Source organism: Undibacterium sp. 5I1, from assembly GCF_034314085.1.
In the GTDB taxonomy this organism is placed as follows: Bacteria; Pseudomonadota; Gammaproteobacteria; order Burkholderiales; family Burkholderiaceae_D; genus Undibacterium.
In genome coordinates this window covers 996,550-1,012,600 of the sequence record NZ_JAVIWI010000001.1, presented here as the reverse complement: position 1 = coordinate 1,012,600, position 16,051 = coordinate 996,550, and the positions used below count along the sequence as shown (strand labels likewise).

The 16,051-nt window shown below is 46.2% G+C and carries 12 protein-coding genes, 2 tRNA genes and 2 pseudogenes; 7 read left to right on the top strand and 9 right to left on the bottom strand.

The features are described from left to right. The first annotated feature begins 62 nt into the window (after positions 1-62). A complete protein-coding gene (locus RGU72_RS04275; RefSeq protein WP_322118538.1) occupies positions 63-524 on the top strand; it encodes a thioredoxin family protein in 462 nt (153 codons plus the stop codon). Between the two features lie 25 nt (positions 525-549). On the opposite strand, the pseudogene RGU72_RS04270 reads toward RGU72_RS04275, so the two are convergent. Then, positions 550-732, bottom strand: a pseudogene (locus RGU72_RS04270) (SDR family NAD(P)-dependent oxidoreductase); the annotation flags it as partial. Between the two features lie 412 nt (positions 733-1,144). Here RGU72_RS04270 and RGU72_RS04265 point away from each other — a divergent pair. Beyond that, positions 1,145-2,671, top strand: a complete 1,527-nt coding sequence (locus tag RGU72_RS04265; protein WP_322118537.1) for a family 43 glycosylhydrolase — start codon at positions 1,145-1,147, stop codon at positions 2,669-2,671. A 183-nt stretch (positions 2,672-2,854) separates the two neighbouring features. Beyond that, positions 2,855-3,952, top strand: coding sequence for an SGNH/GDSL hydrolase family protein (locus tag RGU72_RS04260; RefSeq protein WP_322118536.1), 1,098 nt, complete (start codon positions 2,855-2,857; stop codon positions 3,950-3,952). Between the two features lie 185 nt (positions 3,953-4,137). Here RGU72_RS04260 and RGU72_RS04255 read toward each other — a convergent pair. The 8 genes from RGU72_RS04255 to RGU72_RS04220 form a co-directional block, all read right to left on the bottom strand. Continuing rightward, positions 4,138-4,214, bottom strand: a tRNA-Arg gene (locus RGU72_RS04255). 175 nt (positions 4,215-4,389) lie between these two features. Then, positions 4,390-5,415, bottom strand: a complete 1,026-nt coding sequence (locus RGU72_RS04250) for a M48 family metallopeptidase (protein ID WP_322118535.1) — start codon at positions 5,413-5,415, stop codon at positions 4,390-4,392. Further along, positions 5,415-6,467 (bottom strand): YjgN family protein, encoded by a 1,053-nt coding sequence (locus RGU72_RS04245; protein ID WP_322118534.1) that lies wholly within the window; start codon positions 6,465-6,467, stop codon positions 5,415-5,417. Before RGU72_RS04245 ends, RGU72_RS04250 begins: the two co-directional genes overlap by 1 nt. A gap of 676 nt (positions 6,468-7,143) precedes the next feature. Beyond that, positions 7,144-7,611, bottom strand: a complete 468-nt coding sequence (gene fur / locus RGU72_RS04240) for a ferric iron uptake transcriptional regulator (protein ID WP_322118533.1) — start codon at positions 7,609-7,611, stop codon at positions 7,144-7,146. Next, a complete protein-coding gene (locus RGU72_RS04235) occupies positions 7,611-9,053 on the bottom strand; it encodes a DUF2325 domain-containing protein (RefSeq protein WP_322118532.1) in 1,443 nt (480 codons plus the stop codon). The genes fur and RGU72_RS04235 overlap by 1 nt, the downstream gene beginning before the upstream one ends. Positions 9,054-9,067: 14 nt before the next feature. Then, a complete protein-coding gene (locus RGU72_RS04230; protein ID WP_322118531.1) occupies positions 9,068-9,337 on the bottom strand; it encodes a hypothetical protein in 270 nt (89 codons plus the stop codon). Positions 9,338-9,581: 244 nt separating this feature from the next. Continuing rightward, a tRNA-Arg gene (locus RGU72_RS04225) sits at positions 9,582-9,658 on the bottom strand. 92 nt (positions 9,659-9,750) lie between these two features. Further along, positions 9,751-11,601, bottom strand: a complete 1,851-nt coding sequence (locus RGU72_RS04220; protein WP_322121562.1) for a potassium transporter Kup — start codon at positions 11,599-11,601, stop codon at positions 9,751-9,753. Positions 11,602-11,944: 343 nt separating this feature from the next. Here RGU72_RS04220 and RGU72_RS04215 point away from each other — a divergent pair, with 343 nt between their 5' ends. The 4 genes and pseudogenes from RGU72_RS04215 to RGU72_RS04200 all read left to right on the top strand — a co-directional run bounded on the left by RGU72_RS04215 (position 11,945) and on the right by RGU72_RS04200 (position 16,049). Beyond that, entirely contained in the window at positions 11,945-13,210 is a 1,266-nt protein-coding gene (locus RGU72_RS04215; protein WP_322118530.1) for an acyl-CoA dehydrogenase family protein, read from the top strand. Between the two features lie 14 nt (positions 13,211-13,224). Next, positions 13,225-14,181 (top strand): methionine ABC transporter ATP-binding protein, encoded by a 957-nt coding sequence (locus RGU72_RS04210; protein ID WP_322118529.1) that lies wholly within the window; start codon positions 13,225-13,227, stop codon positions 14,179-14,181. Beyond that, positions 14,174-14,836, top strand: coding sequence for a methionine ABC transporter permease (locus RGU72_RS04205; RefSeq protein ID WP_322118528.1), 663 nt, complete (start codon positions 14,174-14,176; stop codon positions 14,834-14,836). Before RGU72_RS04210 ends, RGU72_RS04205 begins: the two co-directional genes overlap by 8 nt. Positions 14,837-15,152: 316 nt before the next feature. Beyond that, positions 15,153-16,049, top strand: a pseudogene (locus tag RGU72_RS04200) (MetQ/NlpA family ABC transporter substrate-binding protein). Positions 16,050-16,051: the final 2 nt, after the last annotated feature.

Below are 16,051 nucleotides of genomic sequence, written 5' to 3'. Positions count from 1 at the left end.
TGAATCCGCTTAAATCAAGCGCGCCAAGCCGGAATAACATCAGTTCGGTTAAAATGTCAGGCATGAACTTAGCAACGAACACTGAAGACTTGGCACTCATCAAACGCCAATTAACGAGCAAACAATGGCTAGTAGCCTGCTTATGCGCAGCCTGGTGCGACACCTGCACAGCCTATCGGATCGCATTCGATCAATTGGCCGAACAGCATCCCGATGTCTGTTTCGCCTGGATAGACATAGAAGATCAGGCGCACTTAGTGGACGAAATCGATATTGAAAACTTCCCTACCATCTTGATACAACATCAAGACACAGTGCATTTTTTTGGCACCATGCTGCCAGACACAATGCAATTGCATCGCTTGTTAAAGTCAATCATGGCGTCTCATACAGGTACTCAGCAAGAGGCTGGCAAGATCGCAATGAATACTACCCGGAACGACACAGCCGCCACAAAATCCACCGCACATCAAGGCATACCAAGTGGCTGGAGCTTGCGCCAATTGATTGTTAATGATGCCTGAGGCTGGACTTGCGCAGCATTGATTCCAGTGCGATGGCTTTGCCACCCTTGCCTGCGAGTTGATCTGCCAGGGCATTGATGCGGTCTACGCGTCACGCGCCGAGTACGAGCTTTGCTCCCAGTTCACTAAGATGCAAAGCAGTCGCTTCGCCAAAACCACTGCTTGCGCTGGTAATGACGACAACTTTTCCTTCGATGTTATTGCTCATGAATAACTCCTGTTTGATGATAAATTCGTCATTCACATAGAGGAACGACGAGCTTAAAAACTGCCTTAAATCCTTAAGCATCGTTTTATAAAACACGTAGAAAAAGTAAGAAAACCTTTCCTTTTCTGAGCGCAAAGTAAATTTTTCTCTGTGCTCTATATCGTTTTAATGTGACCGCACCGAATATCACCAGTCACAATCTGCTAAGTAATTCCACACGTATATAAAAAATCTCTTTTGCTATATGAATATGGGATTTGTGAAAAATCCTTATTGCTTCGCATAATCGTGTGGCGATATGTGCCGAAGCTTATGGACTCTGCGGGTATTGCAGATTCAACTACGGATTTGCATTTCACGTCTTACATAGAATAAGACGGTGCTCATCCGTGGTTCACAGAGGAGACAAAAAATGAATGACTATCTGAGCTTCATCGGTCGTTGCATGGCGATCGTCAGTGTTGCGTTGGTATGTGCAGTTGTATCACCCGCGCAGGCCGCGCCGAAGACCATACAGAACGACGTATTTTGGAAGGATACAAGCAAAAATCCCATCTATTCTCAAGGCGGTGGCATTCTTAAAGTAGGAGACATTTATTACTGGTATGGGGTCAAGTACAACGGCGCGGTGACTTATGCTGCCAACCCTGTCGCCAAGAACTCTGATATCAGCTTCAATGCGATTACCGCTTATTCTTCGACCGATCTGGCGACCTGGAAATTCGAAGGCAATATGATGAGTGCCGGTGCGGCGGGCAGCGTGCTCGATCCGTCCAACTGGATCGGCCGTATGGGCGTCGTTTATAACAGTAATACCAAAAAATATGTGTTGATTACCCAGTACTACAGCACGGCAACCGGTAATGCAATCTTGTTTGCAACCAGCGACTCACCTGCCGGGTCCTTCATCTATCATCATGTGCAGACACAGATCACCAATGTTGGCTCAACCGGTACAGGTGATCAGACCGTATTTACTGACGATACTGGTTTGTCCTATCTGATTTTCAGTAACGCGGGTGGACGCGCTAACGCTTATGTAGCCGCTTTGCGTGCCTCTGATTCGCTCAATATAGAGCCAGCTTCGCTAATCTCGACCAGTACCACTGGAGGGCGCGAAGGCAATGCCATGTTCAAATACAACGGTACCTATTATTTCTGCTCGTCAGACTTACATGGATGGAACGCTTCGCACACGTATTATCTCAAGGCCAATTCAATACTGGGGCCGTACACAGCAGAGGCTGTGATGGGTGGAACAGATGCCGACTTCTCGCATGTGACTCAAACCGGTTTCTTTATTCCAGTTAATGGTAGATCCGGTACGACAATCCTATTTGCAGGTGATCGTTGGAGCGACTTCGCTGGTAACGGGCTAGGCTACAATCAATGGATGCCAATATCGTTTAGCGGGACGACACCGACGCTCAACTCCGTCAGCCAGTTTAATCTGGATGCGGCAACTGGCGTCTGGACAGTGGGTGCGGGCAATAACTATATTCTCAACCCCAGCTTTGAAGCCGACAGGGTCGCGCAGAACGATCTGGCTGGCTGGTCGACCTGGACTAATCTGACAGGCGGCGCAAATCCGAACTCGAATGTACTCGGTGGACATACTGGACGCTGGTCGATGAAGCTAAGCTACACGACAGCTTATAGCGCCAGCCGCTATCAGAGTCTGACTGGCCTGCCGAATGGAACCTATACTCTGAAAGCCTGGGTCATGAGCAGCGGTGGACAAAGTATCGCTCAGATCTATGTCAAGAATTTTGGCGGATCAGAGCTGAACGTGGGATTCAACACAGCGATTTCAAACTGGCAGCAAGTGACAATACCGAACATCGTCGTTAGCAACGGAAAGATCGACTTGGGACTCTATACGGTTGCCAGCGCGAATAATTGGGTGATCGCTGATGACTTCAGTCTGATAAAAAACTGAGCGCTGTACGATAAGGATTTGAACTTACTCGCTTAATGCGCAATGATCATTCTGGATAAAGCATCCCGGATGATCACTTAGCATCAGTGAGCAAATATATCGCGTTCATATGACGTTGCTGACGGAGCGATGCATAATGCATATCGCTGCAATCCTGATGATGTAAATTGAATTGACAATGACATGATGAATTTATTTTGCTTGACCAAAAATCTTATAGTAACGATCGTATTCCTGGCGATCTTATCGCCGGTTCATGCGACTACCAAAGTATCCAGTAGCGATAAAAATTTACAATACACGGGGCGGATTGATTTCAGCAATGTCTATGCACCAAGCCTGTCTTGGCCAGGTTCCAGCGTTGCTGGAAACTTTACCGGCCAATATTTATCAGTCACTTTGGTCGATCAATTTGGAGGAAATTACTTCAATGTCTTCATCGATCACGACTTAAACCACCCGATGATATTAAAAGCAGAAACAGGTGAAAAAACCTATCTAATTGCTGACAATCTGGCGCCAGGAAAACACAGCTTTTTGCTGACAAAACGCACTGAGGGTGAGGATGGCGCGACTGCAATCAAAGAATTTATATTAGCGGATGGTGCCGGATTGTTACCGCCACCCGTCAGACTAAAACGGAAGATTGAATTTTTTGGCGACTCGATCACCAGTGGAATGGGCAATGAATCCCCCGATGGTGCCCCAGATAATCTGGCGAAAGATAAAAATAACTTTATGGCGTATAGCGCAATCACGGCGCGCAATCTCAATGCAGAAGTCCATGTCACGTCGCAAAGCGGTATAGGCGTGATGGTGAGTTGGTTTCCATTTGTCATGCCGCAGTTCTACGATCAGTTAAACGCGTATGGACGCAACGATACTAAATGGGATTTTTCAAGCTGGACGCCTGATGTGGTGGTGATCAATTTATTCCAGAATGATCGTTGGTTAATTGAGATAGAGCATCGCTTAAACCCTGAACCTTCGGATGAGCAGCGCATTCAGGCCTATGTCGACTTTGTAAAAACTATTCGTAGCAAATATCGTGACGCGTATATTGTGTGCGCCTTAGGCAGCATGGATGCGGCCAAGGACGGATCGAAGTGGCCAGGCTATATTACTGCGGCAGTGACGCGAATTAAGAACGAAAATAACAAGGAAAAAATAGACACTATTTTCTTCCCATACACCGGTTATGACGCGCATCCACGAGTAAAGCAACATCAAACTAATGCCGCTTTGCTAAGCACTTTGATCAAACAAAAAATGAAATGGTGAGCTCGGCTTTTTAGTTTAAACGTGTTGGGATTTAAATTGCTTGCATGCCTTAAATGGATAAATCGCGGAACTGATATGGACAGGCCCAGGCAATACGGTATTCAAGCATTGAGTGAACAAATGAGTCACAAAATCCTTAGGACAAAAGAAAAAAGGGACTAGATTTGCATCTAGTCCCTTGAATCTGGTGCGGCTGGCAGGAATCGAACCCACGACCCCTTGGTTCGTAGCCAAGTACTCTATCCAGCTGAGCTACAGCCGCGAAGATCGACAGCATAGCATAGCAATTGAAAAATACAAAGCTAAGCGGTGGCAAAAATCCTCTACATTGCATTAATAATGGCCAACATCACCAAAATTAAGTATCAAAAACTAATTTAAAGCAGGACTTACTACATTTCCAAATGAATAAAATACTATGCTAATTATTCAATGATTTATTGCGCTGCTTTGTTTAGCCTGCTTCCATCTTGATCGCCTTTACGCAAAAACATAATCCTCTCTGCGCTACTTGGATGGCTGGATAAGTAAGGATTACTTGCACTATGATTTTTTTCTAAATCGGCAAATAAATCTGCTAGCGCATTGGAGCTGATACCATTTTTTTCCAACATCGCCAAGGCATAAGCATCCGCTTCGCGCTCGGCATCGCGGGAATATTTTAAATCTAATAGCAAAGGCGGCAAGCTGGCAACAGCGGTAGAAACATCGCCGAACAAGGCGACGGCAACGGCGGCAACGGCCGAGCTTTGTATCACCCGACGGCTTAAGTGACGTTCGTGCAAATGCCCCAGTTCATGCGCTAGTACGCCCATGATTGCATCATCGTTATGAGATAAATTAACTAGCTCATCGGTCAAAATAATTTCGCCCGAAGGCAAGGCCAGTGCGTTGGGACCAATTTTACTTTTGCGAAATAATAGTCGATAAGCTGGACTATCGTCTTCGACTGGTCGCAGGCGAGCAAAGCGTGTACTCAGCTCATTTTGTCTTTCCACAGAAAGCTTAGTCGGGCTAAAAAAATGCTCATCTAAAAATGTCAGTGCGCCATCACCTAAAGCCCGTTCTACTTTTTCTGGCAGAGCAAAAGCGACTATTTTTGCAGCTGCAGGCAAGGCATAAACATACAGCAAGCTAATCAACACCACCGTACTGACAACAGCAATCAAGGTCGCACGCCAGCTTTGTTGCATGCGTACGATCAGGCTGTCACTATGCCCGGTGGCTGACAATAAATTAGCTAAGGCTGCCAGCATTTCTGGGTCGCTTACTTCGAGGTAAGCACCGTCAGGGAAAGTAACTTTACGCACCTTATTGGAGGTGCGTTCTGATACACGCAATTGATCCAGCGGACACTCTAGTTGCACATCGCCAGTCAACTGCGCAATCTGCCCGACCACTTCTAAATAGACGTGGTGGGCACGCGATGTTCTGCCATCAAAATAATTTGCTGCAACTGGCATCATAGAGATAAATCAAAGTCCAATAAATCCGCCATACCTTCACCGGTAGCAGAGACCTGCGCGGCTTCGTCGGCTACAAATTGGTCTAAACCATCACCAATTTCAATCGAGATAGATTCCAGACGGTAACGCATCATACGTATTTGAGCGAAGGGAATAAACAAACCCAAGGTACAAACAATAGCGAGCAAATTCGTGAGATAAATGAAAGTGACACGTCCCCACTTCATATGGCTATACATTTGTCGATTGCCAAGCTTAGTGTGATTCCAGATCAGATTCTGTATCAAGCTTAAAAACAAGGGAACAATCGCGAACAACCAAAAATAAAGTGAAAATACCAACCCAATCAGACCAACTATTAGATGTGGCGCAAACTGCCCTGCCTGTTTGGCAGCAATTACCGCCGCGATTGGCGCCGAAAACGCTAGACATATCACGATAATACCCGCAATAAAAATAGAAAATCCGATTAAATAATTCAGATAAAAGCGCGATATTTTTGCGTCGAAAGAAAAATGCGTTGTACCAAAACGACTCTCATTATGCTGGAACTGCTTAATCCGTTGATGCACCAAAGGTACCAGGGTGTACAAGCTGATCAAGGCAAAAAATGGCCACATTAAATAATTGATATAAGCCTGCTTGGCGGTACCACGAAAACCAAAACGCACACCGCGGAAACTGGAGTTATACAGTTTAAATTGCAGACTTTTCCAGAGCAACCAAGGCATCACTGCACTTAGCGCAATCAACATCAAAAAGCCAAAACCGGTAGAAAACTTAAAAGCAAAGTGATACAGCGTTACAAAAACAAACGCCACAATACGACCTTTTAAAATCGCAATCGGATTACCGTGATATTCAAAACTAGCCCCTGCAAGCTGGGTACTCGAATAAAAATAATGATTTCTTCTTACTTTAGCCCAGGCTGAATAAATGCCCAAGGTGACGATGGTCAGTAAAAGATTGACGATCCAGATACGAAAATATTCGCCGCCTGTTCCGGTAAAACTTAAAGAGACTTTTGAGGAATCCGTATTGGTTTGCATCATGCCACCTCGTTTGCCAGTTTAATCATTGCGACATTGTTATCATAATTATTGATGGCAGTCGTCTCAAAACAGACGCCCAGAAACCTGTCACAAGAGTGATCGAATAGATTCTGCATGGATTAAAACCTTAAGTGGAGGTGAAATGAAGTTCGCTTTTGTTTGGATGGGGCGACTACTTAGACATCAAGCTTTTTTATGGTCTTTTGTCAGGCGCATCGTTTGTATTGCCTAACAATAAGCTTGCCATTTAATTATGCCATAGGCGCACACAGTAAAAGAGACTCAGAGCAACAAAAACCTTGCAAACTCGTCAATATTGTAGCTATGTTGCATATTTAGTACATCTCCGCCAAATCATTCGCTTTCTCTGCGGTGGTCGTTTTATTGCTCTCTTTGATGGCTGACATCGACTGAATAGCTTATCCACTCGAGTTGAAATAAGTAAAAATTAGGGGGTATATGCCAAATATACCCTTTATGTCCAATGATTTATTGGACATAAAAATATACTGTAATGAGTATATACATATGCAATTTAATTCGTGCGGATAATTCGATAATTGAGCCGGGTAATGAAATGGGTAAAGGCCGCGCTCTGATTGAGCACCCGATTACACTAACTCAGTCCTTAAACAAGCTAAGCCTGGAATGATGGTGACTTAAGCATAGCGGCCTAAGTATGGTGAATCTTGCAGCACGCCGGACAAGTTCCATACAGCGCTAACCGGTGTCTAAGCAATTGAAATCCGTGTGTCTGGGCAACCTGTAATTGGCGCGATTCAATTACATCGTCGGCGAACTCAATCACCATGCCGCAGTCGAGGCAAATCAGGTGGTCGTGATGACCGCCCTCGCTAATTTCATAAATCGCTTTACCTGATTCAAATACATTGCGCGCCAGAATTCCCGCTGCCTCTAATTGCGATAACACTCTGTAAACGGTTGCTAAGGCGATCATCACGTTTTGCTCCAGCAAGCGTCGATACACGTCTTCCGCACTGAGGTGGCGCTGCTTGCTATTGCGTATCACCTCTAATATTTTTTGCCTTGGAATGGTACTTTTTAAGCCAAGATTTTTCAAATCCTGATCGCAAGTTCGCTCAACCACCTGTGTCTCTTTATTTTGTAGTGTGGATCGCATCATTCGCCGCCTGTGCCGTCATTCTGGCCTTCTGAGACTAGCTGTTCATCTTGGGAAGCGACTGATCGGCTGTGTTTAGCTGCTTGATTGGATTGATTAGACTGACTTTTTAGCTGGATATCCTTAAGGCAGCGTGCCATGCTGCTAACGCTGGGTTTCTCAACAAACACGCAGGGCTTGCCTGTTCTTTTGCAATGATCTTTAACTCGCCAGTAAGCACCATGGCTGACGCAACCCGTTTGGCAAATAACTAAATCGGCCGCCGCAAGACTAGCGCCAAGTAAAGAGGCATTATCTTCATCGCCACCGTCATGATGTAAAAAATGTCCGCCAGTACGCTCTATCATTTGTCGGTACATCGGGACAATGTTCGGACGTCCGCCGACACATAATATCGACCGGTTTTGTAGGCCAAGGTTTTGTAAATTAGCAGAGGTATTACTCGCTTCATACTGTGCTGAGCGATCAGATAATGAGGCCGCTAGATCTGCTTCTGCTTTTTGCTGGAGCTGCTGCAATTGATGGACTTGCTGAACTTGCTCCAGTTGGGATTGCTGCCGCTGCATGCTGGCAAGCTGCTTCTCTAAATCATGAATGCGTGCCATTTGCGTATCAATATGACGTGCTTGCTCTTGTCTTGCACGTAAATCAGGGAAGCCCGCTTCCAGCTCCTTGATCTGATCTTGCAAACTGGCGATCACCGTATTTTTGCCAATCAAGCTGGCATGCAATTGCACTTGATCAGTTTGCAATTGCTCTATAGCGGCACTTTTGGCAGCGATGATGCGGGTATTGCGCTCTTGATGCGCGGCCAACTCTTTACTGACATGTTCATAATCAGCCTGCATTTCAATAAAGCGCCGGCTACTGACACGATCAGTTGTGCCGACCTGATGTTGCAGCATATGAATTTCTCTTAACACCCTTTCTTCTAAAGAGTTATCGCAACGCGCATGAGTCAGCGTTGCCCACAATACGCCAGCAACATCTGCGCTGTGCTGTCCCTGCGACCACCAGGCAGACAACGCCTCGCTTGATTTAATCTGTGATGACTGACGCAAAGCAATCGCGTAACGGCGCTCTAACTCTGCCTGCAAACGCTCCGTCATCGCTCTACGAAATTTACAATCAGCTATCGCACCACAATGTAATTCGTAATCATCAGCAACCGTCTGCCCGCCTAATGCCTTATCCACCAGACGACGCAAGACCGTGATGGGCAAACAAACCCCGATAACAGGACATAACGCATGATATGGCAACTCCCATAAGCGACGGCGACGCGATCCCTTGGCAGCCAAGCGTTGAGAAATCGTATCGAGATCAATTAGGCTGGAATTAGCATTTGAAGTTGATTTGGAATTGAGGTTGAAATTCGGGCTAGAGTTCGGGCTAGAATTCAGATTTGCTGGTTTATTCGCTTTTTTACCTAGTTCGCACATGAGCTGCCCTCCGGTTAATGTCTGATGTTGTTGCCACCGTCAGTGGCAAGCACCCGAGATTCAGACGATTCAGAATCGTGTAAAGCGGGATCAACATCTAAACGTTTTTGGGCAAAACTCAGCATCTCGGTCAATTCACGAAAAGCATCTAATTCAAATCTGACCGTCACCGCGCGCAAATTCAAATGCACATGTCCGCACTCGGGACAAGTCGTCACATGACCTACATCGCTGGCAGCGACCAAGGTCTGGCGACATTCTACATAGTTGGTTTTGTGTGACATGAAATAACTCCTCACGGGTAAATGAGAAGTTATTGTATCAATAAATGATAATGATTCGCATTTATATTTTAAATGGAGCTATGTTTGATTGATCGTCTAGAGATGAGATTTATAGAATATCAACTGATCAAAACTGATAACGAGGAAGCAAATTAGAGTTCTAAGAAGAATATCCCCCAAAAACCGCATGAACCCAATCCACCAAAGAAAAAAGGGACTAGATTTGCATCTAGTCCCTTGAATCTGGTGCGGCTGGCAGGAATCGAACCCACGACCCCTTGGTTCGTAGCCAAGTACTCTATCCAGCTGAGCTACAGCCGCGAAAAACGAGAGTATAGCATAGCCAAATTCGCTTGATAAGCCCCCACGCTATTTTTCAAGCGTTTTTGAGGCTCTCAGCAAACTAAAGTAGCTTAAATTTCAACCTGAGAACCGACTTCAATTACGCGATTAGTTGGCACTTGATAATAATCTGCTGCATCGCGTGAATTTTTAGACATGATGACAAACAACCATTCGCGCCACAAGGCCATACCGCTATTCGGTCTTGAAATAATTGTCTGGCGCGCGATGAAGTAAGAAGTTTCCATCCGCTCAAATGTCAGCCCAAATGGCTCACACAAATCCAGCGCTTTGGGAATATCTGGTTCATTTTTAAAGCCATAAAACACATCAATCTGGTAGCAATCATGTCCCAGATCAGTCACTTTGACTCTGTCAGAGGCCGGCACCCAAGGAATATCCTCGTTATGCAAAGTTAAAAATATAACCCGTTCGTGCAGAATTTTATTGTGCGACAAGTTGTGCAACAGCGCATGTGGCACACCGTCGGACTCGCCGCGCAAGAAGATGGCTGTCCCAGCGACCCGTACAGGCGGTGATACAAACAAAGAGGATAAAAACGCTTCCAGCGGAATCGCATGCTTTTTCAGATTATCAAATACCAGCTCACGGCCACGCTTCCAGGTCACCATTACGGTAAACATGATGATGCCCAATACCACCGGGAACCAGCCGCCATGGAAGAATTTCAAGCCATTGGCCGAGAAAAATGCGAGATCAATCGTGGTAAAAAATCCGGTCGCAACAAAGCAAAGAATCGGATTGTATTTCCAGCCGTAACGGATCACGAAGAAAGTTAAGATCGACGTCACCAACATCGTGCCAGTAACAGCAATGCCGTATGCAGACGCCAGATTAGAAGAATTACCAAAACCGACTACCGCTGCCACCACCACCAATAACTGCAACCAGTTGACCGCAGGGATGTAAATTTGACCGATCTCTTGCGATGACGTATGGACGATTTTCATTCTTGGCATAAAACCTAAAGAAATCGCCTGCTTAGTCATGGAGAAAGTGCCAGAAATAGTTGCCTGTGATGCGATCACAGTAGCAACAGCAGACAAAGCGACTAAAGGATAAACACTCCAGGCACCCAATTGCTGATAAAACGGATTGCTAACAGCGTCCGGCGTGACGATCAATAATGCGCCCTGCCCTAAATAATTTAGACCCAACGCAGGAAACACCACCATAAACCACGCCATTCTGATTGGCTTGCGGCCAAAGTGTCCCATATCTGCATACAAAGCCTCAGCACCGGTAAATGCCAGCACTACTGCGCCTAGTGCTAAAAATGCTAGCCACCCGTTAGACACTAAAAAACGTACTGCATGCAACGGGCTTAACGCACCCAGAATCATTGGCATTTTGATGATATTAATTACGCCCATCACAGCCAAGGCGACAAACCAGATCACCATAATCGGGCCAAACCATTTACCAATACCCGCAGATCCTTTGCTTTGCACCGCATACAGAGCGATCAACACCACCAAAGTAATGGGGACCACATAAGGAGAAAATGCGGGGGTAGCAACCTCTAGCCCCTCAATCGCTGATAGCACAGAGATAGCGGGAGTAATTACACCATCGCCATAAAACAGCGCAGCGCCAAACAAACCAATCACAAAGAGTAAAAAATGCCATCTGGAGGCTTTGCCAACTGATTCCAACGCCAATGCCGTCAGCGCCATAATCCCGCCTTCGCCCCGGTTATCTGCCCGCAAAATCAGGGTGACATATTTAATCGCGACGATAATGAACAATCCCCACAAGATCAGCGATACCACGCCAAAAATGTTGGCCTCGTTCAGAGGAAGACCATGTTCTTTTGAAAATACCTCTTTCATCGTGTAAAGAGGACTAGTGCCAATATCGCCGTAGACAATGCCGACTGCTGCCAGCGTTAGTCCCGCCATACTGCTTTTTGCGTGATGATCAGTTGTTAAATTAGCCAATTGTGTACCTTGTTATTCTTGGTGCGTTGCACAATAGGTGATTCCGTAACGAAATTCAAGCATCAATTCGGGAATCGACCAATTGTGGGAGTCATGCAACAACAGCCCACACTCTGCAAAGTTTCTCTTGAACTGTCAATAAAAACAATAAACGGAGCACCTGTTTTTGACTCAGGGAAATTCTTGACAACAGAATGAAACGGAAGGCCGAATCCAGAATTCGCATAACTAAAGTTGAAATGATTCGTTTTACTGCGGCGGACACAATGGAATAATTTTGACATTGATCTCTGTAAAGAACGCTATGCCGCTGCCACTCCACTCCGCATTAACATCGAACGCTTTTCCGGTTGATGTCCAACGCCATCTCCACGCAAGCACACTGTTTGAAGTATCTGCCGTAATAGCAGAAATTGCAAAAGCGCTAGCGGCAAACGCAGTTGCACGTGATCGGGTTGGAGGTCATGCAGCGACAGAGCGAGAATTACTTTGTGACAGTGGCTTACTCACTCTATCGGTTCCCACAGAATACGGTGGTTTAGGTGCTCCCTGGCCGCAGATTTATCAGACCATTCGCGAGTTAGCCAAAGTTGATAGCGCGTTGGCACATGTATTTGCGTTTCATCATCTACAAGTGGCAGGCGTACAACTCTATGGCAATAAAACGCAACAACGCACTTTACTCACCAATACCGTCACCAACCGCTGGTTTTGGGGCAATGCTTTAAATCCCTTGGACAAACGCGTTATTGCCCATGAATTGGCAGATGATCTTACCGCTGAAGCGGCTGATGGCATATACAAAATTAACGGTATCAAAAGTTTTTCGTCCGGCTCAGTCGGATCAGATTTGCTGACAATATCGGCATGGCATGAAGCAAGCCAGAGCGCACTCATTGCCGCGGTACCAAGCAATCGAAGTGGCATCCAGATCAATCCTGACTGGGATGCATTTGGCCAGCGCCAGACCGATAGCGGCAATGTCGTTTTTACCGATGTGATTTTGCACAAAGAAGATATTTTGCTTGCCCCCGGTGCCGTGGCAACGGCGCAAGCCAGCGTGCGTTCCCAGGTCGCACAATTAATCATGGCTAATTTGTACTTGGGAATTGGCTTAGGCGCATTTGATGAAGCCAGACGATATAGTCGCGACGAAGCACGTCCCTGGTTTGCTTCTGGCGTACCAAGCACGGTTGATGATCCTTATGTCCAACATCGTTTCGGCAGCCTTTGGTTATTACTTCGTCCAGCGATTGCTTTGGCAGATCAAGCTGCAGAGCATCTACAGCGGGTCTGGAGTAAAGGCGAAACAATCACGGCACAGGATCGTGGCGAACTCGCCATCAGTGTGGCAGAAGCAAAATGCCTGTCGCATCAAGCCGGATTAGAAGTATCAAATCAAATGTTTGACATCACTGGCGCACGCTCGACCAGCGCACGTTATGGCTATGACCGCTTTTGGCGGAATGTCCGGGTACATACGCTACACGACCCAATCGACTACAAACTGCGGGATTTGGGTCGCTATGTTCTCAGTGGCAGTTTGCCAGAGCCCACACCTTACTCGTGATCAGGACGCGCCTCATGTCTCAATTGTCTCAATTGTTTCCACCATTTGATGCTGGCAAATTCGCCCAGATTGCAACCACGGCAAACGGTAAGCAAGCGACGAAAAAAAACGTCGTGATTCAGCTTGATCAAATCTCAAAATCGTTCGCACTGCCAGCTGGTAAACATTTTGACGCTGTCAAAGACGTCTCGCTGCAAATACAATCCGGCGATATCTTTGGTCTGATCGGAAAAAGTGGCGCAGGCAAATCAACTTTACTGCGCCTGATCAATTTATTAGAACAACCCGATAGCGGAACTGTCACCGTGAATCAGCTTGATCTGACCGCACTGGATAAATCGGCATTACGCAAAGCGCGTCAGTCCATCGGTATGATCTTCCAGCAATTTAATTTATTGCAGAATGCCAGTGTATTTCAGAACATTGCCCTCCCCTTAAAAATCCATGGCGGATTCAATCGTCTTCAAATAGCAGAACGCGTGCGTGAATGCTTAGCCCTCGTCGATCTGGTCGATAAAGCCGATAGCTACCCATCGCAATTGTCGGGTGGCCAAAAACAGCGTGTGGCGATTGCCCGCGCGCTAGCTAGCCACCCGGCAGTCTTGTTGTGTGATGAGCCCAGTTCTGCCTTAGATGCCGAAACCACGCGTGCATTATTGGCGACGCTGCGCGATATCAACGCCCGGCTAGGCGTCACAATTGTCATCGTCACGCATGAACTATCGGTCGTCCATGAGTTGTGCGAGCACGTCGCAGTCATAGAAAACGGTGTCATCGCGGAACAAATTTCCATCTCAGATTACATCACTCCACGCAAAACCTTGCTAGGAAAAGAGCTAGTGCATTACGCCAGATTTGCACAAAGCATTTTGGAACTGCAGCACAGTGAAGAGCAAACGCTGCCTCAATCCAATCAAGATGCCCCATCTCAATTGCAAGAACAGCAGTCACGTGAGCTAGCGCATGTCTGAGAATATTCTGAATATCTTGCCTGAGCTCTGGGTCTCTATCGCTCAAACGTTTTTGATGCTCGGCATTGGTTTGACTGCGGCAGTCCTAATTGGTGGCCCATTGGGTATTTTGTTATACCTGGTTGGACCGGGGCAATCGCTAGCCAACCGTCCGGTGTTTACGGTACTGGATTGGCTTGTGAGTACGGTGCGGTCTTTTCCCTTCATTATTTTGCTGGTCGCGTTGGTGCCGTTTACCCGTTCGATTGTAGGCTCTTCAATTGGCCCAACTGCGGCGGCAGTGCCATTGTCGATTGCTGCCATTCCTTACTTTGCCCGGTTGGTAGAACAAAGCTTGCGTGAGATTCCGCGCGGTGTGATCGAGGCAGCCCACGCCATTGGCGCATCAGAATTACAAATTATATGGCGCGTTTTACTGGTGGAATCCAGGTCTGGCCTGGTACTGGGATTTACCGTATTAGCGATCAGCTTTTTGTCTTATTCCGCCGTCGCGGGTGTGGTGGGTGGCGGCGGTATCGGCGATCTGGCGATACGTTATGGCTACTACCGTTTTCAAACCGACGTGATGGTTTTTACCATCGCTATTTTGGTGGTACTGGTACAAATAATTCAGTTTGTCGGCAATACAGTTGCGCGACGTATTGATCACCGCTGAGCGCTCTAATTGTCTAGCGCATGCTGATTTCTATGATTCTCTAAGCATATCCAAAATATATACTGAGTAGGAGTAATTTTAAGCGTCCATATAATCATTGGACAATAGAGCATATTTTATAAAAATGATGGGGAGTATATTAAAAATGCACCAATTTCAGCAATTAAACGACCTAAGTTTTGGTGCTCCGGTGGTGTTCCTCATCGTCGTTCATCATCGCTGTTGATCTAAAGCACGCAGCATCCTGTTTCTGAATCATTTATTCCCAATATGTTTGCTTACTAAGACCCTAAAATTTTTATCAAGAGGAATTTCCATGTCACTCTCCTCATCCAATCGCCGTCGCTCTAGTTTGCGCTTATTCGCTAATATTGCCATCAGCTCCACTATCGCGGTAGCGACCATATTTAGTCCACTCGCATTGGCACAAGAAAAAAAAGAAATCGTGATCGGCGCAACTGCAGGGCCCTACTCGGATCAAGTCAAATTAGGTATCAAACCGATCCTGGAGAAAAAAGGATATCAGGTAAAGATTGTCGAATTTAATGACTACATCCAACCTAACTTCGCACTGGCACAGGGTTCACTCGATGCGAATGTTTTTCAGCATATCGTTTATCTGACCAAGTTTTCTACTGAAAATAAATTGGCGCTGACTGAAGTCATCAAAGTACCCACTGCACCGATTGCGATCTACAGTAAAAAACATAAAACGCTGGATGAAGTCAAAGATGGCGCAACCGTGGCGCTGTGAAATGACCCAACTAATCAAGCGCGAGCACTGGTCGTGCTAGAACAATTAAACTGGCTGAAATTGCGCGCAGGCTATGACCCAATACGCGTCTCAGAAAGAGATGTCGCGTCCTATACCAAAAAGATCAAACTAGTCCCGTTAGAAGCAGCACAACTACCGCGCTCACTGGATGATACGGACTACTCTTTCATCAACGGTAACTTTGCGATTGCGTCGGGGCTCAAAATCAGTGAGGCTCTGGCATTAGAAAAAACTTCCGCGACTTACCAAAATCTAGTCGCAGTGCGTACTGCCGATAAAGGAAGTAAATGGGTTCAGGATTTAGCGGACGCCTACCGTTCACGTGAATTTCTTGAGATCACTAACAAGCACTTTGCTGGCTTTGTTAAAACAGACTATCAGCAAGCATTGAATCAAAGCCGCTTAAATCAGCAGGCTGTAACTGTGAGTGCAAAATAATC